This window comes from Leisingera sp. JC11 (assembly GCF_040704725.1).
Taxonomy (GTDB): Bacteria; Pseudomonadota; Alphaproteobacteria; order Rhodobacterales; family Rhodobacteraceae; genus Leisingera.
This window is the reverse complement of the sequence record NZ_JBFCVS010000037.1, coordinates 1-20,860: the sequence shown is the minus strand read 5'-3', so window position 1 is coordinate 20,860 and position 20,860 is coordinate 1. Positions and strand designations below refer to the sequence as shown.

Sequence of the window (20,860 nt, the reverse complement as noted above, 5' to 3'; positions counted from 1 at the left end):
AGGTCGGCGCCATGTTCCGGCCGGTGCTGGAGCTGTACCGGGGCGGCAGCAAGGAGCAGATCAAGGCGGTGCAGATGATGGACGGGGAGGTCAACGCCTGCCTCTCCGGCATCCGCCGCTATGTGGCGGCGATCCCGGAGGACGCGTTCAGCAAGGAGGAGCTGAAGACCGCCCGCGGGCTGATGGAATACGCGATCCGGCTGGAGACCGCGGGCGATGTGGTGGCCCGCCGCCTGACGGTGCTGGCGGGCGAGCTGAACAAGAAAGGCTTCAGCTTCTCCCGCGACGGCTGGCTGGAGATCACCCGCATGCATGAGGCGATCCTGGCCAATATGCAGCTGGCCTCCAATGTGCTGATCTCGGATGACCTGGAGAGCGCGCGGCTGCTGAGCCTGGAGAAGACCGAGCTGAAGCGGATGGAGCGCGACAGCCGCAAGCGGCATCTGCGGCGGCTGCAGAACGGCGCCCGCGACAGTTTCGACACCTCCGACATCCACCTGGAGACGCTGCGCGCCCTGCGCGAGTTCAACAGCCACATCGCCGCCGTCGCCTATCCCGTCCTCTACCAGAACGGCCAGCTGCTGGAGACCCGCCTGATCGAGGAAATGCCCGGCCGGGATGACGGCGGCCGCTAGCCAAAAGACCTGACCCGTGAAATGACACTTCCTGTAATTGCGATCATCCTGACGGCAGCCCTGCTGCACGCGCTGTGGAACGCCATTGTGAAAACGGCTGCCGACCGTACCACGACGCTGGGGCTGGTGGCCTTCGGCCAGGTTATTCCCGGTGCCGTGATGATCGCGGTGCTGCCGCTGCCGTCGGCGGAAAGCTTTCCCTATATCCTGATCTCCACGGTCGTGCATTTCGGTTATTACTTCATGCTGGGCCGCGCCTATCAGCATGGTGATCTGAGCGTGGTGTATCCGATTGCCCGCGGCATTGTGCCGGCGTTGGTTGCCCTGTGGGCAATGGCCTTTGCCGGAGAGGTGCTGCCGCTGCAGGCCTGGGCCGGCATTGCCGTGATCGCCTGCGGCATCCAGCTCAGCAGCTGGAAAGCCTTGCGGTCAGGTGTGGGGCGTGCGGCACTTGGTTTCGCGGCAGGCACCGGATTTTGCATTTCGATCTATTCCGTGGTCGACGGTTTGGGCGTGCGCCTGTCCGGCAATACGCTCAGCTACTGGGCCTGGGGAGCTTTCCTTCATATTTTCATTGCCGGGTTTGTTGCCGTCCGCAAGCGCCGGGCACTGGCGGCCCTGCCCGGAAAAACCTGGGTTCTGGGCATTGCCGGCGGGCTGGTGTCGATGATCGCCTACGGGCTGGTTCTTTATGCCAAGAACTTTGCCCCGCTGGGGGCGGTTTCAGCCCTGCGGGAAACCTCGGTGATCTTTGCGGCCCTGATCGGTTTTGTCTTCCTCAAGGAAGGCTACTGGATGCGGCGGCTGGGCTCGGCGGTGCTGATGGCGGCCGGTGTGGGCCTGATCGGGACAGCTGTTTAAAGCTGCGGCCACGGGGCAGGCGGGTGCTGTTGTCAGGCACTGGCCCGGTTTTTCTGCGGGACGGATGTCTCTGCCAGCAGCGCCGCGAGGGTGTGCAGGAGCAGAGCCTTCTTCACGGGTTTGGCCAGGAAATGGTCCATTCCCGCATCCAGGCAGGCTTGCTGATCGCTTGCAAACGCGTTGGCCGTCAGGGCCACGATGACGGGCTGCCGGATGGCCAGGCTGCGGATTTCCCGGGTGGCGCCGATGCCATCGAGAACCGGCATCGACATATCCATCAGAATGATATCCGGCTGCAGCTCCTTGCACATGTCCACCGCGGCGCGGCCGTTTGCGGCTTCGGCCAGCTCCACCGGCTGGCCGCGCAGGTACTTGCGGATCAGCAGCCGGTTGGTCTGATTGTCCTCGGCCAAGAGCACCCGGCAAGGCGCAAGTTGCGGGGGGCTCGCCAGGGCGAGGGGAGCAGGTCCGTTCGTTGCTTCGCCGGCCGGTGCCAGCTGCAGCTCGAGGCGGAAACAGGATCCCTGGCCAAGTTCCGAGAGCACCGATATGCCGCCGCCCATCCGCTTCGCCAGCATGCTGGAGATTGTGAGGCCCAGCCCGGTGCCGCCGAATGCCTTGGTGGTGGCGGCATCAGCCTGGGTGAAGCGGTCAAAGATGTGGCGGGCCTGGTTTTCGGAGATCCCGATGCCGCTGTCCTCGACTTCAACAACCAGGCGGTAGGGATCGCCGGGCGCATGCGAGACCCGGACGGAAATTCTGCCTTCCGTTGTGAATTTCACCGCGTTGCCGATCAGATTGACCAGGATCTGGCGCAAGCGCCCGTCGTCCCCGTGCATCCGTTTCGGCAACCCGTCCATGTAGCTGATGTCCAGAGGCAGGCCTTTTTCCTGGGCTTTCGGGCGGAACAGATTTGCGGCGCTGCTGACGCAATCGCGCAGATTGAAGTCCTCTGCGGAAATGGAGAATTTCCCGGCTTCCAGCCGTGACAGGTCGAGAATGTCGTTGATGATCTTCAGCAGCGCTTGGGCGGAGCTGCGGATGGTCTCCACGTTCTGCCGCTCATCCGGCGGCAATTCTGCTTCCGCCAGGAGATCTGCCATCCCGATGATGCCATTCATCGGGGTGCGGATCTCATGGCTCATGTTGGCCAGGAACTCAGACTTGGCGCGGTCGGCCTGTTCCGCAGCCAGTTTGGCCTCGGCCAGCTCGCGTTCACGCTGCTTGCTGTGGGTGATGTCGCGCTCGATGCCGATGATCAGGTCCACGTTTCCATCCGCACTCGTCACCGGTACGATGTTGGTGTCAAACCAGACCTCGCCGCCCGATTTGGTGTAGTTGAGGACCTCGTTGTGGTACCGGATGCCAAGGTCCTTGTGCCGGTTCATTTCCTGGATCACGCTGGCATCGGTTTTTGGCCCGTCCAGCAGCTCCGACGGGGTCCGGCCGATGGCATCGGAGGCCAGGTAGCCGGTGGCCCGCGTGAAAGCTTCGTTGACCCAGAGGATCCGCCGGTCTGCGTCTGTCAGGATGATGCTGTCGGAGGCGTGTTTGGCCACCAGCGACAGGCGGTGCAGCTCCGCCTGCTGCTTTTGAAGTTCGGCATGTGCCTGTTCCAGGGCCTGCTTGCCCTGTTTCAGCTCGCTGTTGCGTTCGGACAGGGTCTGGTTGGCGCGGATCAGTTCCTCGCGCAGGCGGACATCTTCGGACACGTTCCAGTTGACGCCGATCATCCAGTGCCGGCCCTGCGCATCGGTGAACGGGCTGGCCAGCGCCCGGATGTGCTTGACCGTGCCATCGTCCAGCACGATCCGGAAGTCAGAGGCGAAATGCGCTTTGCTCTGTTCTGCCGCTTGCAGCGCCTCAGCAACCCGGCCGCGGTCTTCCGGGTGCAGCCTTTCGTCCCAGGCTGCCCCGGCCAGCGGGGTCTGATCCTCGGGGATGCCGTACAATTCATACATGCGGCTGTCCCAGCTGACCCGCTGGTTTTCCGCATCGCATTCCCAGATCCCGACCTTGGAGGTTTTGACCGCAATCTCCAGCCGCCGCGAGACGGCCTCAAGTTCGGCCTCCCGGTTGCGCAGCTTGCCGATGACCGTCTGCCGTGCTGCGGACAGCCGCCCGGCGAGGAAAGTGGGAAACACAATCAGAGTGCCGGCCGCCAGCAGGGCAAGCCGCAGCTGCCACAGGTTGGCAGGGTTTTCCTGCCAGCCGCCGTGCGGACGGGCCGCCAGCTGCCAGGTGCCGGCGGGCAGACTGATGTCCAGGACCACCGGGTGGTCGGAAAGAATGCCGGTGGAACCGAAAAACTGGCGGCCCGCCGCGCCGGTGCCGTCCCGCCCGGTCAACGCGATGTCCGGCCCGCTGCCGCCGTTTAATCCGGTTGCCGCGTATAGGGTCTCGGTTTCAACAACCGCCGACAGAATGCCCCAGAACTGCCGGTCTTCCCCGCTGCCGGTAAAAATCGGAAGGCGGTAAATGAAGCCGGAGCCGCCTTGGACAAGGTCAACCGGGCCGGCCAGGACCATCTCGCCGCTGTCGCGCACCCGGTGCGCGGCAGCGCGTTGAGCGTCGTTCTTGTTGTAGTCCAGACCGACGACGGCCTCGTTGCCTTTCATCGGGTGAATCAAAGACACCACAAGACCGGGTGCTGCCGCGATATGACGGATGGCGGTCTTTCCCTCCAGCACCTGTGCGGCAATCCGGCTGAAGCGTTCCTGGCCCATGCCCGGTTCCGTCGCCAGCATGGCCGCCAGGCCGCGCAGGCGCTGGTAGTCGCCGTTCAGCTGACCTTCTAGGCGGGACTTGATCATCCCCGCCGCCTGCTGGGTATCGGCGCGCTGGGACTGGTAGTGGATCGTGGCGTTTTGCCTTTCGGCATACAGCCCCGCAGCGCAGACCACTGCCAAGGCAAGCAGGGCAGGCAGGTAGGTCCTGTTGCTGAGTGCGCGCAGCCAGCTTGCGGGGAGTTTAGACACGGCCATCCAGCCACCTTTGCTATTTCAGAAACACTGTTGGCAACTGCGGCCTTAAACTGCGCCAAGTGTTCGGTTCTGGTCCATTTTCCTTATAAAGTCTGAATATCCGGTTTTCACAATATGATTGCTGCTGGCGGCTGCCCAAGTGTGGCACAAGCGGCAGCCGCCGTAGGTCATTTGCTGACGGGTCAGAAGTCCTGCCATTTTGCCAAGGCAGCCGATCCGTCCGAAACAGGCACAGCGGCTGGCGCCTCCGGCATCTCATCCCAGCCGGTTCCATGGGCGGAGGGAAGGCCCGGCTGCGGATTCCGGCGCGGTGCGGGCATTTCCAGGCCGACGTTGAATTGCGCCACCAGCCCCGCCAGATTGGAGGCATCGCCGTTCAGAAGCTGGCCCGCCGCGGTCATCTGCTCGACCATTGCGGCATTCTGCTGGGTGACCTGGTCAAGCTGCATAACACCGGTATTGATCTCGCCGATGCCTGTCGACTGCTCTGCCGCGCCTTCGGCAATGGCCGAGACCAGGCCGGAAATATGCGACACCTGCGAGACGATGCTGTGAAGCGCCTCGCCAGCCTTGCCGACCAGGTCAACGCCCTTTTCAACCTGTTCGCCGGAATTGGAAATCAGCGTCTTGATCTCCATGGCCGCATCCGAGGAGCGCTGTGCCAGCGCCCGCACTTCGGAGGCGACGACGGCAAAGCCGCGTCCTGCCTCGCCGGCTCGGGCGGCTTCGACCCCCGCATTCAGGGCCAGCAGGTTGGTCTGGAAGGCAATGTCGTCGATCACGCCGATGATCTGGGAAATGTGGCGGGAGGATTCCTCGATTCCATTCATTGCGGTGACCGCGTTCTGCACAACCTCGCCGCTGGCCGTTGCCTCGTCCCGGGCTTCGTTCATGGCGGTTTCCACCTTGCGCGCGCCATCCGCGGCGGCCTTGACGCTGGCGGTCATCTGATCCAGCGCCGCCGCGGTCTGTTCCAGCGTTGCGGCCTGGCTTTCGGTGCGCTGCGACAGGTCGTCGGAGGCCTGGCTGATCTCCGAGGTGCCGTTGCGGATGCTGGTGGTGGCCTCCACCACTTCGCGCACGGTTGCGTTCAGCGTGTCGACTGTCTGGTTGAAGTCCTGCCGCAGGCCTTTGTAGGCCTCGGGGAAGGGCGCATCGATCGTGGTTGAGAAGTCGCCCTGGGCCAAATGTGTCAGCCCGGTGCGCAATTCATTCACCACATGATCCTGCTCGCGCTGTGCTTCTGCCCGTTCCTGTTCGGCAAGCTGGGCGTTTTGCAGATCGGTTTTAAAGCCTTCCAGGATGCCCGCGATATTGCCGAATTCATCGCCGGTACCCAGACCGGCAACCGGGTGATCATAGTCCTTGGCGGCAATATGTTCGACGCTGTCCGACAGGCGGGACACCTTGCGCGCAATGCCGCGGGCAGCAATCCACGAGAGCAGGGCAACCGCGAGGGCAACGCCAACGGCCTGCAGCATGGAGGCATTGACCAGGCTTTTCTCGGCCGCCAGGGCCTCGGCGCTGTCGACCTCCAGCACAATTCCCCAGGTGCGGTCGTCCAGGCCGACGCTTGCAGCCATCGCCTCAACCGGCTGGCCCGCGAGACCGGGGGTGCCGGAGAAGCTGCTTTCCCCGCCGCTGAGCGCCGCGGTGATCTGCTGCAGTTCAGGCAGTTTTGTCAGGACCTGATGGCCGCCGTCGCGATCCGATGCGGTCAGGGCGATGCCATCGCCGCGCACCAGATAAGCCTGCCCGGTTTCGCCGAGCAGCGCTGAATGGGACAGAATGCCGGCAATGCCGTGGACTGGCACGCGCAGAACCAGCGCCCCCATGATCGCGCCTTTCTTGAAGACGGGCGAGGAGATGAACATGGCAGCTGCACCGCCATCGGCCTCATATGCAGCCATTTCCGACAGGTGCACGTTGCCCTGCTCCATCTCCAGGGCGGCGCGGAAGGCCTGGCCCAGCCCGCTGTCCTTGTACGGCCCGTCCAGATAGTTCAGGGCGAAGTCTTCGTTCTTGTGGACCGAGTAGACCATGTTGCCCTGCACATCCAAAAGATAGGCGTCCAGGAACCCCTGTTCCTCGAGGAAGGTGACAAAGCCGGTATGGTTCATCTTGTGGCGGATCGACCACGCAGATTTGTCCTTGGCGTCCAGCAGCTTGTAGCGCTCGCCCGCCGGGTTCGGGTTGCCATCGGCATACGTGGCGCGCAGATAGCTGCTGGGATCGTCGCCAAGCGAGTAGAACCCGTTGGAGAAGTCGCGCAGCGCTGTTTCAACCGCTTTGCTGGCAACCAGCGTCCGGGTCTGGGACCGCAGCCCCGCAACCCAGTTCTCCAGCGCCTCCTTGCGCTCTTCCAGCAGTGTGGCATAGGCCGCCTCGCGGTTGGTTTTCAGCGCCTGCCCGGCCTCCCAGGCAAAGAAGAAGCCCGAGGCGAGCGTCAGAAAGATTGTCGGCGCGGCAATGGCGAGCGGCAGCTTGCGGCCCAGCCGCATGTTGTTCCAGAATTTAAACAGTCGAGTCATAACGGCGAAGTTCCCATCAACATTTCAGTCTGCCGGACTGCCTGAAAGCGGCCTTTGGCGGTGCCAGCCAGGAGGTGCTGGACGTCAAAACACTCAGAGGGATTCATTTCCGGGCCGTTAAAATGCATGATGCGGCCTGTTTTTTGGGCGAATTGGCGGCCTAGGGCGGCAAAAATAAAGTTCCAATTCTATCGGAACGCCTCCAAGGCAGCGCGAATCATGTGCAAGCCTGCAGGGGGGGGGGGCGATGCCCATGCCCATGACCTTACCCGGTTGAGCACCGCCACAGGGCACTCCGGCCTTAAAGCGAAGGCCCGAAGCGAAATGTCACCGCTTCTGGCGGATTTACCTTTCCTTACCGGAGGAACGTGTATCGAGGACCGCAGCAATGGCGCCTTTGCCGAAACACTATGGCCGTTTTGACCGCGCGCCCGGGACAAGCCAAGACACGAGAACAATATATGGCTACATCTGACTGGCTTGCCGGCATTCTTGCGACCCTGAAAGGCACAGTGGGCAAAGATAAAATTGCGGGAACAACCGGCGATGACATTATCGAAGCAGGTAGTGGCGCTGACACCGTCGCCGGTGAAGAAGGCAGCGATCTCATTGATGCCGGCGAAGGTGATGACGTTGTCTATGGCGACATGGGCGACGGATTCAATCAGGGCACGGACGCCAGCCCGCTTGAGCTGGATATCAGCAACATCCAGAGCATCTCGCATGACGGCTGGACGGGGTCCGCGGGAAATTACGCTGTCTTCAGCGATGTTGCGACACTGGAGGATGGCACCAAGGTCTGGGGCAAGCTGGTCCTGGTGGAGAAATCCAATTCGAACATGTCGGTACAGTTCGGGTATACCGAAGGTGCGGAAATCCTGCTGCGAGGGGATCAGGCCGGAGATCAGGCGACATTCCGGCTGGAATTCTTTGACCCGGCAACGGGTGAACCGGTCTATCTGAATTCCACCGCCACTTTCAACGATATCGACGACAACAGCGGTTACGGCGATGCTGAAGCGGTTATCATCGACGGCAGCAGCTTCACCTCCTTCGGTGTTTCGTCGGACACCTCTCTCAATACCTCAACCGACGGCAATATGGTCACGGCCGCTGGGACGCAGTTCAACGCGTACACTGATCAGAGCGCCTGGTTCTCTGCTGGTTTCGAGGACCAGTCGTCAATTGAGTTCACCCTTCAAACCCGCGACGGGCTGGCGGGGTTCACCCTGTCCGGCGACGTCATCGACGATCCGGTTGTCACCCCCATCGAGCAAGGCGCCGACACCGTGCTGGGCGGTGACGGCAATGACATCGTATACGGCCAGGGCGGCAATGACTCTCTGTTGGGAGAGGAGGGCGATGACAGTCTGGATGGCGGTGACGGCGACGACATTCTGGAAGGCGGGACTGGCGCCGATACGCTGATAGGCGGGGCAGGCGGCGATACCCTCTCCGGCGGCGACGGCAATGACTACATCGAAGGCGGCGCAGGCAATGACAGCCTGACCACCGGACTGGGCAACGACACGCTGATCGGCGGTGCAGGCAACGACACCCTCAGAAACTCGGCCGGGGACGACAGTCTTGTCGGCGGCACCGGCGATGACAGCATTGTTGCAACCGACGGCAACGACACCCTGGAAGGCGGCGACGGTGCCGACACTATGTACGGCGGCAATGACGACGACCTGCTGGTTGGCGGCAGCGGTGCCGACGAGATGCACGGCGAGGCCGATGCCGATACTTTCGAGATGTCCGATGGGTTCGGCAATGACACCCTGACCGGCGGCGAGGCCGGCAATGACTATGACACCGTTGACGTCTCGGGTGTCACCACCGGCGTCACCGTCACCTATACCGGTGACGAGGCGGGCGCCATCACCGACGGCACCGGCACGATCGCCTTCTCCGAGATTGAGGCAATGAACCTCACGGATCAGGACGACGTGGTCGATGCAACGGCTGACAGTGCCGGCGCTGCAATTGATGCGGGCGCGGGTGACGACACAGTCGCCTTTGGGGCCGGTAATGATTCCATCACCAGCGGTTCCGGCTATGACGAACTGATCCTGAGCGGCGGTGGCGGCACCGATACCATCAGCGATTTCAGCATCGCCGATGACGACAGCGACGGCTTTTACAATGACCAGCTGGACATCTCCGACCTGACCGGCGGCACCGGGCCGGCCGGTGCCGTCCGCGCCTGGGACATCTCAGTCGGCGATGATGGTTTTGGCAATGCTCTGCTCACCTTCCCGAGCGGTGAAAAGCTTGTCCTGCAGGGGGTGGCCCCGGCCCAGATGTCAACCGCGCCGCAGATGCACGCTGCCGGCATTCCCTGCTTCACACCGGATGTCCTGCTGGCCACCCAGCGCGGAGCAGTGCCGGCCGGGCAGATTCGTGTGGGCGACCTGTTGCAAACTGCCGACAATGGCTATCAGCCGGTGATCTGGACCGGCAGCCGCACCCTGAGCCCGGCAGAGCTGGCGCGGCGCCCGCATCTGAAGCCCTACAGCGTTCGCCCCGGCGGCTTGCTGGCCCCGGAGCGGCCGATGCTGCTGTCCCCGCAGCACCGCCTGCTGGCCGGCCGCAAGACCTTTGGCAGGGACCGGCCAATTGAAGAAAGCTTCCTGTCTGCCAAGCTGCTGGCGGAAATCGATCCGAATTGCACGCAGCTGATCCGTGCAACCGGCCCTGTCACCTATGTGCATCTCATGACTGAGCAGCACGAGGTGGTTTTTGCCGAAGGCATCGCAACGGAAACCTTCTGGCCCGGTCCGGAGGCGGTTCGCGGCTTGTCCGCTGACGGCAGACGGGAACTGTTCGACCTGTTCCCCGAATTGGCTGCCGCACTTTGCCTGTCCGGTGAACCCGGCAGGGCACAGGTGCGCGCGGCCTACGGCGGGCTTGCCCGCTACGCCATCAAACGGCGTGATCTGCGGCAGCTTGCAATGGTCTGAGCAATCTCGGCCGGCACGCTGGCCGTGCCGGGCGGCGAGGTCCAGCACATCCGGCTTGGCAACGCCGAAGCCTGGTTCCGCTCTTTCACCCGCTAAGCGCGCCGTGAGTCATTGTTCAGCGTGCGCCCAAGCGGCTGCAATACACGTCTGGGTATTGCAGTCCGGCGGATTTGATTGGATATGTTGCGGGTCATTTGAATTGGATTTTCGGAATAAGGCCCGGCATCCCCAGCAGGGGGAGTGGTTGCATTCGATTGTTTGCCGGGCAGGCGCTGCACGCGCCGGATATTCTGATCCGCAGTAATTGTGCCGTTTCAGACAAAATTTTTGGAGTTGTTCGTTGGATCATTCAGTCGGCCCTTCCACCTTTTCACACCTGTCTGCCGAACTGGCCAAGGATAAGCTGCGCAGCCTGGAAATGGCGGTGCAGCGGGCGCATGAAGGCCTTAACCGCTGGCAGTCAGAGAGCTTTGAACAGCTGAGCAGCGTGCCGCTGTCGGGGGCGGAAATCACCCTGCTGCTGCTGATCGGAGATGGCGGCCGGCCCATATCGATCAAGGAAATGGCCCGGCTCACCAATCGCGTGGATATTCCCAACATCCAGTACTCCCTGCGCAAACTGGCGTCCGCCGGGCTGACCTGCAAGCAGGGGGCCGGCCGCTCCGGGGTGTCCTACAGCCTGACGGAAGAGGGAGACCGGGTTGCCGCTGAAATGCAATCCGTGAGGGACGGCCTGCTGCTGCAGGCGCTTGCGGACCGGCCGGAGATGGCGGAGCAGCTGGATAGCGCCCTGGCGGTTTTGGAGGAATTGACCGGGTTTTACGGATCCGGGGGGCGTCCTGCAGGCGCTGACAGCCAGGGCTGAGCCGGCAACTGTTCCATTGTACAGACCGGCGGCAGCGGCTTAAGGTTCCGTCATGATCGAACTCAAGGACCTTATGCTGCTGACAGCGCTGGCGCGGCACAAGCATTTCGCCAAGGCAGCTGCTGATTGCGGCATGTCACAGCCGGCCTTTTCCATGCGGATCCGCAATCTGGAAGAGCGGCTGGGCCTGTCCATTGTGCGCCGGGCCAACCGTTTCCAGGGGCTGACGGAGGAAGGCATGATGATCGTGCGCCGGGCACGCTCGATCCTCGATGATGCCAAGGCGCTGGAACAGGAGATCGCCGCAACCCGCGGTGAGGTGAGCGGCACACTGGTGCTGGGGGTGGTGCCGACCGCCACCGCCTGGGCCGCACAGCTGGTGGACCAGGTGCATCAGGCCTATCCGCGGATTCTGGCGCAGGTGGAGGTCACCACCTCGCTGGCTATCCAGCAGCGGCTGTATGATGGTACAATCGATGCCGGAATTACCTATGCCGACGGCATGGGCCGCGAACTGGTGACAGTGCAGCAGCTGTATGAGGAAAGCTATGTGCTTCTGGCGCCGGAAGACATGGTGGCGGGCCGCGGTGATGCGATCAGCTGGGCGGAAGCGGCTGAACTGCCGCTGAGCCTTTTGGACCAGCAGATGCAGAACCGGCGGATCCTGGACCGGATCTTTGCCGACCTGGGGCTGAGGCCGGAGATCGTTTCCGAGTCCAACGGCTTCATGGCGTCGATGGTGCTGGCGCGGGAAGGCTCGGCGGCAACCATCCTGCCGCGGGCGCTGATGCAGGCGCTGGGCGATTTGGGCGGCACCCGGGTTCTGGCGCTGGTGGAGCCCGAGCAGGCGCGGCCGATCTGCATTGCGACTCTGGACCGGACACCGGAACTCACAACTGTGCGCGCTTTGAAAGAGGTAGTTGCGACGTTTGTAGACGATAGGATGCCGCAAATGGCGTCATAAATTTTTCTGATCGTGCAATCCAATTTCCAGATTTGACGATATTCATTCTTGATGGCATTGGCTGAATGAAAGACGTGCTGACTGGAGGATCCCATGGCACCATTGGATGATAGCAAGGGCGTATGGAAGTCCGGCAAAGGCAAGGGCCGCAAGACGCCCAAAGGCCGCCAGGTCGACGACATTGCGCTGAGCGAGGTTCAGGAACTGCTGGGGGACCGCCCGCGCAACCGTGACCTCTTGATTGAGTTCCTGCACCTGATTCAGGACAAATACGGCTGCCTCAGCGCCGCGCATATCCGGGCGCTGGCCGAGGAGATGCGGACAGGTCAGGCAGAGATCTACGAGGTTGCGACCTTCTACGCCCATTTCGATGTGGTGAAGGAAGGCGAGACCCCGCCGCCGGCGCTGACCATCCGGGTCTGCGATTCGCTGTCCTGCGAACTGGCAGGCGCCCAGCAGCTGCAGAAGGCGCTGGAAGATGGCTTGGACGCAAGCCAGGTCCGCGTACTGCGCGCGCCCTGCATGGGCCGCTGCGACACGGCGCCGGTGCTGGAGATCGGCCACAACCACATCGACCACGCCACCGTCGAGAAGGTGGAAGCGGCGATTGCAGCGGACGACACTCACGCGCACGTTCCGGAGTATGAAACCTTCGCTGCTTATGAGGCGGAAGGCGGCTATGCCACGCTGAAAGACCTGCGTGCCAATGGCGACTGGGAAGCGGTTCAGGCGAAAGTCAAGGAAGCCGGCCTGCGTGGCCTGGGCGGCGCTGGCTTCCCGTCCGGCACCAAATGGGGCTTTGTCCGCGCCAATGAAGGGCCGCGCTATCTGGCCGTGAACGGCGACGAAGGCGAGCCGGGCACCTTCAAGGACCGTTACTACCTGGAGCGCACCCCGCACGTCTTCCTGGAAGGCATGCTGATCGCGTCCTGGGCGGTTGAGGCCGAGAAAGCCTTTATCTACATGCGCGACGAATATCCGGCGGTGCTGGAGATCCTGCGCCGTGAGATCAAGGCGCTGGAAGACGCCGGCATCGTCGAGGAAGGCTACATCGATCTGCGCCGCGGGGCAGGGGCCTATATCTGCGGTGAAGAAAGCGCGATGATCGAGTCGATCGAAGGCAAGCGCGGCGAGCCGCGCCACCGTCCGCCGTTTGTGGCGCAGGTGGGTGTCTTCGGGCGTCCGACCCTGGTCCACAACGTCGAGACCCTGTACTGGGTCTGCAAGATCAACCGCGAAGGCCCGGAATGCCTGAACTCGGTTGAGAAGAACGGCCGCAAGGGCCTGCGCAGCTACTCGGTCTCGGGTCGCGTGAAGAACCCGGGCGTGCACCTGCTGCCCGCCGGCTCCACCATCACCGACATCATCGAGGCCTGCGGCGGCATGCTGGATGGCCACGCGTTCAAGGCTTACCAGCCAGGCGGGCCGTCCTCCGGTCTGCTGCCTGCGTCGATGAATGACATTCCGCTCGACTTCGACACGCTGCAGCCGCATGGCACCTTCATCGGCTCCGCTGCCGTGGTGGTGCTGTCCGATCAGGACTCGGCCCGCGATGCGGCGCTGAACATGCTGCGCTTCTTCGAGGATGAAAGCTGCGGCCAGTGCACCCCGTGCCGGGTGGGCTGCGAAAAAGCCGTCAAGCTGATGAGCGAGAAGAAGTGGGATCAGGGCCTGCTGGAAGAGCTGAGCACCGCGATGGTCGACGCCTCGATCTGCGGCCTGGGCCAGGCCGCGCCGAACCCGATCCGCCTGACCATGAAACACTTCCCCGAGGAGGTCTGAGCCATGAGCGATAAAGTCACATTCACACTCGATGGCGAACAGGTCACGGCGGACAAAGGCCTGACCATCTGGGAAGTCGCCAACGGCCGCGGGCTGAAGATCCCGCACCTGTGCCACAAGCCGCAGCCGGGCTACCGCCCGGACGGCAACTGCCGCGCCTGCATGGTGGAGATCGAGGGCGAGCGCACGCTGGCGGCCTCCTGCATCCGCGAACCTGCCGAGGGCATGGTGGTCACCACCAACAACGCGCGTGCCGAAAACGCCCGCAAGATGGTGATGGAACTGCTGGTGGCCGACCAGCCCAAGCGGGAAGAGGCGCACGACAAATCCTCCCACATGTGGGACATGGCAGAGCTGAATGGCGTCACCGAGAGCCGTTTCCCCAAGCTGGAAGAAGGCCGCATTCCGCTGCTGGACGACAGCCACGTCGCCATGAAGGTGAACCTGGACGCCTGTATCTCCTGCGGCCTGTGCGTGCGCGCCTGCCGCGAAGTGCAGGTCAACGACGTGATCGGCATGGCCGGCCGCGGCCATGATGCCTATCCGACCTTCGACATTGCCGACCCGATGGGCCAGTCCACCTGTGTGGCCTGCGGTGAATGTGTGCAGGCCTGCCCGACCGGCGCGCTGATGCCCGCCACCGTGCTGGACGAAAACCAGGTCGGCGACAGCAAGGACTATGACTCCGAGACCGAAAGCGTCTGCCCGTTCTGCGGCGTCGGCTGCAAGGTCTCGCTGAAGGTCAAGGATGGCAAGGTCAAGTACGTCGAGGGCATCAACGGCCCGGCAAACGAAGGCCGCCTGTGCGTCAAGGGCCGCTTCGGCTTTGACTACATCCACCACCCGCACCGCCTGACCAAGCCGCTGATCCGCCGCGACGACGCGCCGGCCAAGGGGCTGAATGTCGATCCGGGCAACCTGTCGACCCATTTCCGCGAAGCGACCTGGGAAGAGGCGATGGACCTGGCGGCCAAGGGCCTGATGAAGCTGCGCGATGAAAATCCGAAGTCGGTTGCGGGCTTCGGTTCGGCGAAATGCACCAACGAAGAGGCCTATCTCTTCCAGAAGTTCATCCGCCAGGGCTTCAAGCACAACAACGTGGACCACTGCACCCGTCTGTGCCACGCGTCCTCCGTTGCGGCGCTGATCGAAAACGTCGGCTCCGGTGCTGTGACCGCGACCTTCAACGAGATCGAAAACGCGGATGTGGCGATTGTCATCGGCTCCAACCCGATCGAGAACCACCCGGTGGCTGCGACCTACTTCAAGCAGTTCACCAAGCGCGGCGGCAAGCTGATCGTGATGGATCCGCGCGGCGTCGGCCTGCGCCGGTTTGCAACCGAAATGGTGCAGTTCCGCCCGGGCGCGGACGTGTCGATGCTGAACGCGATCATGAGCGTGATCGTTGAGGAAGAGCTCTACGATCAGGAGTACATCGACAAGTACACCGAGAACTGGGAAGCGGAAAAACAGCATCTGGCGCAGTTCACGCCTGAAAAGATGTCGGAAATCTGCGGCGTCTCGCCTGAGCAGTTGCGCAGCGTTGCGCGCACCTTTGCCAAGGGCAAGGCGGGTCTGATTTTCTGGGGCATGGGCGTGTCTCAGCATATCCACGGTACCGACAACTCGCGCTGTCTGATCTCGCTGGCTCTGATGACCGGCAACGTGGGCAAGCCGGGCGCCGGCCTGCACCCGCTGCGCGGCCAGAACAACGTGCAGGGCGCCTCCGACGCGGGCCTGATCCCGATGTTCCTGCCGGATTATCAGACCGTGACCTCGGATGATGTCCGCAAGAGCTTCACTGATGTCTGGGGCGGCGGCGACTTCTCGAACGAGAAGGGCCTGACCGTGACCGAGATCGTGGACGAGGCTTATGCCGGCAACATCAAGGGCATGTACATCCAAGGGGAAAACCCGGCGATGTCCGACCCGGATGCCGATCACGCACGGGACGCCTTTGCCAAGCTGGAGCTGATGATCGTTCAGGACATCTTCCTGACCGAGACGGCGAACTATGCCGACATCATCCTGCCGGCCTCGGCGCTTTACGAGAAGAACGGCAGCGTGTCGAACACCAACCGCCAGGTGCAGCGCGTGCGTCCCGCCGTGCCGCCCCCGGGCGAGGCGCGTGAGGACTGGCAGGTCACTGTCGAGCTGGCGCAGCGCATCGGCCTGCCGTGGGACTACAAGGATGTCAGCGAAGTCTTTGCCGAGATGAAGCTGAACATGAAGTCCCTGAACAACATCAACTGGGAGCGTCTGGAGACCGAGACCATCACCTACCCGTCGCTGCATGAGACCGACCCCGGTCAGGCGATTGTGTTCGGTGACGGCTTCCCGCGCCCCGAGGGCCGTGCCCGCTTCACCCCGGCATCGGTGATCCCGCCGGATGAGGCACCGGATGCGGAGTACCCGATGATCATGACCACCGGCCGCCAGCTCGAGCATTGGCACACCGGGTCGATGACCCGCCGGTCCAAGGTTCTGGACGCGGTCGAGCCGGAGGCGAACTGCTCGCTCAACCCGCGCACGCTCAAGCTGATGGGCATCGAGCCGGGTGAGATGATCCGCCTGTCGACCCGCCGCGGTTCGATCGAGATCATGGCGCGGGCCGACCGGGCGATTGCCGAGGACATGGTGTTTGTGCCCTTCGCCTATGTGGAGGCGGCGGCCAACATCCTGACCAACCCGGCGCTGGACCCCTATGGCAAGATCCCCGAGTTCAAGTTCTCGGCAGTGAAGGTCGAGAAGATCGAAGGGCAGATCGCGGCCGAATAAGCCGGCAAATTTGCTTGATGAAACAAGGCGGGCGCGGAACCAGGAGTTCCGCGCCCGTTTTTGCTGGTGGCGCCGGGCTGGCGCCCGGCGCGGCGGCGGCATTCGCGGGCAGGGTGCCTGTTTGCTGCCGTTGATGAGAGGTATCGCTTCGGGCAAGGCCCGAAGCGATCCGCGCCGCGCCTGAAAGGCGCGGCGCTTGGCCCAACTGCCGCGCCGGCATCAGTGGTGCCTGCCCGGCGGGCAGGCGTGTTTCTGCCTTGGGAGACATGGGGCATCAGGAACTCGGTCGTGGTTAGCGGTGCCGGGCCAGAAACCGGTCCAGGTCCCGCTGCACAGGGCGGGTGCCGGTGAATACCTCGATCCAGCCAGGCATCAGGGAAATCCGGTACTCCGTGCTTTCGTGCACCTGCATCGAGATATAGCCGATCTGGGTGTAGATCATGGCCCGGGCGCGGATCAGCGCATCCGCCTCCGGATAGCCGAAACGGATGAACATATCTGTCATGGCCTGTTCGCGGCAGGTGTCCGCTAGATCAAGCCTTTCCTGCAGGCCGCTGTCATTGCGCGCCCAGTTTCGGATGGCCAGATCCAGCCGGGCATCAAACAGGTTCGGGTCGATCCAGCAGTCGAATAGGTTGAACATCGCCTCGGCAATGCTTTCGGCATAGGCTTCGGTGCGGGCTACAAGGTTGCCAGTATTCCTTTCCTCCCACCGCCGAACCATCGCTTCCAGCAGCTCTTCGCGGTCCTTGAAATGCCAGTAAAAACTGGTGCGCGATACGCCAAGCCGCTTGGCCAGCGGCATCACCTTCACCGCTTCCACACCGCTCTCGGTCAGCACCTCATAGGCGGCTGCCAGCCAGTCTTCTTCGCTCAGCCGCGGGCGGGAAATGTCCTGTGTGTCCATGCGCCAGCCATAGCAGCGGTGCGGGGCAGGCGCAACTTTTCTTGACAGGTGTGAAAGTTTTGTCGACATATGTGTCAAGAGTGGAAATAGACTCGCCGCCAAGCCAAAACCCCTTGCCAGGAGACACCCATGTCCAAGGATCCGCTGCTGCAGCCTTACCAGCTGAAGCATCTGACGCTTCGCAACCGGATCATGACCACCAGCCATGAGCCCGCCTACCCGGAAGACGGCATGCCCAAGGAACGCTATGCGGCCTACCATGCGGAGCGCGCCAAGGCGGGTGTGGCGCTGACCATGACAGCGGGTTCGGCCGCGGTCAGCCGCGACAGCCCGCCGGTCTTCAACAATATCCTGGCCTACAAGGACGAGGTCGTGCCCTGGATCCGCAACCTCACGGATCAAGTGCATGAGCACGGTGCAGCGGTGATGATCCAACTGACCCACCTGGGCCGCCGCACCGGCTGGAACAAGGGTGACTGGCTGCCGTCCGTCAGCTCCTCGCGCCACCGGGAACCCGCGCACCGGTCCTTCCCCAAGCTGGCCGAAGACTGGGATATCACCCGCATCATCTCTGATTTTGCCGACGCGGCGGAGCGGATGAAGGAGGGCGGCATGGACGGGATTGAATTGCAGGTCTATGGCCATCTGCTGGATCAGTTCTGGTCGCCGCTGACCAATGACCTGGACGGGCCTTACGGGGGCCAGACGCTCGACAGCCGGATGAAGTTTCCGATGGACGTGCTGCAGGCGGTGCGGGACCGGGTGGGGGCTGAGTTCATCGTCGGCCTTCGCTACACCGCGGATGAGGCGGAAGCGGGCGGCATTACCCCGGAAGAGGGGCTGGAAATCTCCAAACGCCTGGCAGACAGCGGCATGGTGGATTTCCTCAACGTGATCCGAGGCCGCATCCACACCGACCCGGCGATGACCGATGTGATCCCGGTGCAGGGCATGAAGTCAGCGCCGCATCTGGATTTCGCAGGCGAAGTGAAGAAGGCAACAGGCATGCCGACCTTTCACGCGGCCCGCATTCCTGATGTGGCAACAGCCCGCCACGCGGTTGCCAGCGGCCTTCTGGACATGGTGGGCATGACCCGCGCCCATATGGCCGACCCGCATATCGTGAAGAAGATCATGGAGGGGCGCGAGGATGATATCCGCCCCTGCGTCGGTGCCACCTATTGCCTGGACCGCATCTATCAGGCGGGGGAGGCGCTGTGCATCCACAATGCCGCCACCGGTCGCGAACTCACGATGCCGCACCAGATCACCCCGGCGGAGACCCGCAGGAAAGTGGTGATTGTCGGCGCCGGGCCCGGCGGGCTGGAGGCCGCGCGGGTGGCGGCAGAGCGCGGCCATGACGTGACAGTGTTTGAGGCGGCCGCGGAGCCGGGCGGCCAGGTCCGTCTGACCGCGCAGAACCCGCGCCGGGCGGAGATGATCGGCATCATCGACTGGCGCATGGCGCAATGCGCGGCCCGGGACGTGGCGTTCCGCTTCAACACCTGGGCCGAAGCAGAGGATGTGCAGGCGCTTGATCCGGATGTCGTGATCGTGGCGACCGGCGGAATGCCCTGCATGATGCTGCACGAAACCGGCAGTGATCTGCCTCATGCGGTGTCCAGCTGGGACATCATCTCTGGCGATGTGAAGCCGGCCGGGCATGTGCTGATCTATGACGAAAGCGGCGATCACCCGGGCCTGATGGCAGCTGAAGCTGCGGCAAATGCGGGCGCCAAAGTGGAGGTGATGACCCCCGACCGGACCTTTGCCCCTGACATCATGGGCATGAACCTGGTGCCATACATGCGGGCGCTGCAGGACAAGGATGTGACGTTCACGGTTGCCCACCGCCTGCTAGGGGTGGGCCGCAGCGGCAACAGGCTGACGGCGTCCATCGGCACGGACTACAGCCGCCATTCCTATCAGGCCGAGTATGATCAGGTGGTGCTGAATTACGGAACCCTGCCGCTAGACGATCTCTATTTCGCGCTCAAGGACGCATCGGCCAACCGGGGCGAGGTGGATCAGAGCGCCCTGATCAGCGGCCGCCCCCAATCAATCCGCACCAATTCCGAGGGCCGGTTTCAGCTGTTCCGCATCGGCGATGCGGTTTCTGCGCGCAACACCCATGCGGCGATTTATGATGCGCTGCGGCTGATGAAGGAGATCTGATATGCGTCTGGGAGTCCTGGGGTGCGGCACCATCGCCTCCGCTGTGGTACGGGGGCTGGCGGGCAAGGGCCACCAGATCACCGTCTCGGAACGCAGCGCAAGCCACTCTTCGGCGCTTGCCGAGGCCTTCGATGATGTGGCCGTGGCCGGAAACCAGGCCGTGATCGATGCAAGCGACGTGGTCTTCCTGGGTCTGATGGCGGAGATTGGGGAGGCCGTTCTGGGCGGCCTGACCTTCCGGGCGGATCAGCAGGTGGTCTCGTTCATGGCGGGCGCGGAGCTGGAGCAGGTTGCGGACTGGGCTGCGCCGGCAACGGCGGCAGCGGTCATGATGCCGTTTCCCGGCATCGCACAGGGCGGCTCTCCAATCATGGCCCTCGGGGATACCGCCCTGCTTGGCCGGATTTTCGAGCCGGACAACAAGGTCTTTGCACTTAAGGACGGGGCGGAGCTGAAGTCCTATCTGGCGGCCCAGGCAGTGCTCTCGCCGGCTGCGCGCCTGGTGGGGGATGCTGCGGACTGGCTTGGGCAGCGGGTATCGGACCCCGCGCAAGGGGAGGCCTTCCTGAGGATGCTGGTGTCCACCAGCCTGCAGGCGTCAGGATGCGCGGAACTGATCGAGGCGCTGAATACGCCGGGCGGGTTTAACCAGCGGCTGCGGCTGCACATGGAAGAGGCTGGCATGCGCAACGCTCTCGCTGAGGGGCTGAGTGAACTCGAAAGCTGAGTCCGCTTGTGTGGAAATCTGAGGGCGCGGCAGTTTGCGGCGCTCTCTTCGGTTTTTCTTCTGCGTCTGCTGCGTTGCGGCACCGTTGGCGTTCTTGCAGCTGGAAGGAATCGTGGCTGGGTTTCGATCCAGGGTGCCTCGGCCTTTCTTTGATTCCTGGCTTTGTGTCTGTGGGTAAGGTGGTTGAGTCTGTGGGTAAGTGCCCCGGGCATTGGTTTGGCGGTGTCCGGGGCGGTTTGCGGCGCGGGGGAGGGGTGGAAAGCGGGTCAGTGTTTCTGACTTTGTTTTTGTGTAAGGTGTTGATTTTGTTTGATTTGTGATTTTTCTTTTTGGAAAGTTCTGTTTTTTGCGTTTTTTGGGTTGCGGGTGTTCGGGTGTAACCGTAAAAGCCCCCTCACCGGCGGCGCTGAGGCGCCACGGGGACACACTGGACGGAACGGCGGCGACGCGGAACGGTTCGGGAAACACGCTGGAGAGACGGCGGCATCTGAGGGATGAGCGAGGCGGGCGCGCCGGAAGATTGGCGCATCGGTCTGGTTTTTGGCCTTCGGGTGGCAGTTTTGCTCTTTGACATTGATGGAATACTGAAGAGATATGCGGGCGGTTTGGTTCATTTCGATGGATCAGCCGATGCATATCGCGCTGCTAGGATTTAGGTCCGATGATGCAGTGTCAGCTTCACTGTTTG

At 63.0% G+C, this 20,860-nt stretch carries 12 protein-coding genes and 1 pseudogene; 9 read left to right on the top strand and 4 right to left on the bottom strand.

Translation table 11 applies throughout. From position 1 onward, the window contains the following. Positions 1-635: pseudogene (locus AB1A62_RS21400) on the top strand (Na/Pi cotransporter family protein); the annotation flags it as partial. Between the two features lie 21 nt (positions 636-656). After that, a complete protein-coding gene (locus AB1A62_RS21395) occupies positions 657-1,496 on the top strand; it encodes a DMT family transporter (RefSeq protein ID WP_366663490.1) in 840 nt (279 codons plus the stop codon). A gap of 32 nt (positions 1,497-1,528) precedes the next feature. On the opposite strand, the gene AB1A62_RS21390 is transcribed toward AB1A62_RS21395, so the two are convergent. Both AB1A62_RS21390 and AB1A62_RS21385 read right to left on the bottom strand, forming a co-directional pair. Then, positions 1,529-4,480 carry a PAS domain S-box protein gene (locus AB1A62_RS21390; protein WP_366663489.1) on the bottom strand — a complete coding sequence of 984 codons (2,952 nt, stop codon included), beginning with the start codon at positions 4,478-4,480 and terminating at the stop codon, positions 1,529-1,531. A gap of 182 nt (positions 4,481-4,662) precedes the next feature. Next, positions 4,663-7,011 carry a methyl-accepting chemotaxis protein gene (locus AB1A62_RS21385; protein ID WP_366663488.1) on the bottom strand — a complete coding sequence of 783 codons (2,349 nt, stop codon included), beginning with the start codon at positions 7,009-7,011 and terminating at the stop codon, positions 4,663-4,665. 461 nt (positions 7,012-7,472) lie between these two features. Here AB1A62_RS21385 and AB1A62_RS21380 point away from each other — a divergent pair, with 461 nt between their 5' ends. The 5 genes from AB1A62_RS21380 to fdhF all read left to right on the top strand — a co-directional run bounded on the left by AB1A62_RS21380 (position 7,473) and on the right by fdhF (position 16,363). Continuing rightward, complete coding sequence (locus AB1A62_RS21380) at positions 7,473-9,974, top strand: Hint domain-containing protein (protein ID WP_366663487.1); 2,502 nt, start codon at positions 7,473-7,475, stop codon at positions 9,972-9,974. Positions 9,975-10,314: 340 nt separating this feature from the next. Further along, entirely contained in the window at positions 10,315-10,839 is a 525-nt protein-coding gene (locus AB1A62_RS21375; RefSeq protein ID WP_366663486.1) for a winged helix DNA-binding protein, read from the top strand. A gap of 52 nt (positions 10,840-10,891) precedes the next feature. After that, positions 10,892-11,803, top strand: a complete 912-nt coding sequence (locus tag AB1A62_RS21370; RefSeq protein ID WP_366663485.1) for a LysR family transcriptional regulator — start codon at positions 10,892-10,894, stop codon at positions 11,801-11,803. 93 nt (positions 11,804-11,896) lie between these two features. Continuing rightward, positions 11,897-13,585, top strand: a complete 1,689-nt coding sequence (locus tag AB1A62_RS21365) for an NAD(P)H-dependent oxidoreductase subunit E (RefSeq protein WP_366663484.1) — start codon at positions 11,897-11,899, stop codon at positions 13,583-13,585. 3 nt (positions 13,586-13,588) lie between these two features. Then, positions 13,589-16,363 carry a formate dehydrogenase subunit alpha gene (gene fdhF, locus AB1A62_RS21360; RefSeq protein ID WP_366663483.1) on the top strand — a complete coding sequence of 925 codons (2,775 nt, stop codon included), beginning with the start codon at positions 13,589-13,591 and terminating at the stop codon, positions 16,361-16,363. A 292-nt stretch (positions 16,364-16,655) separates the two neighbouring features. Here the strand turns inward: fdhF and AB1A62_RS21355 are convergent, their stop codons facing one another. After that, positions 16,656-17,270 carry a TetR/AcrR family transcriptional regulator gene (locus AB1A62_RS21355; protein ID WP_366663482.1) on the bottom strand — a complete coding sequence of 205 codons (615 nt, stop codon included), beginning with the start codon at positions 17,268-17,270 and terminating at the stop codon, positions 16,656-16,658. Positions 17,271-17,399: 129 nt separating this feature from the next. On the opposite strand from AB1A62_RS21355, the gene AB1A62_RS21350 reads away from it, so the two are divergent. Then, the gene (locus AB1A62_RS21350) at positions 17,400-19,445 is read left to right on the top strand and encodes an FAD-dependent oxidoreductase (RefSeq protein ID WP_366663481.1); all 2,046 of its coding nucleotides are present in this window, start codon (positions 17,400-17,402) and stop codon (positions 19,443-19,445) included. A 1-nt stretch (position 19,446) separates the two neighbouring features. After that, positions 19,447-20,172, top strand: coding sequence for an NAD(P)-binding domain-containing protein (locus AB1A62_RS21345; RefSeq protein ID WP_366663480.1), 726 nt, complete (start codon positions 19,447-19,449; stop codon positions 20,170-20,172). Positions 20,173-20,438: 266 nt separating this feature from the next. Here the strand turns inward: AB1A62_RS21345 and AB1A62_RS21340 are convergent, their stop codons facing one another. Next, on the bottom strand, positions 20,439-20,786 hold the full coding sequence (locus tag AB1A62_RS21340; RefSeq protein WP_366663479.1) for a hypothetical protein: 348 nt from the start codon (positions 20,784-20,786) through the stop codon (positions 20,439-20,441). Between the last annotated feature and the right edge of the window lie 74 nt (positions 20,787-20,860).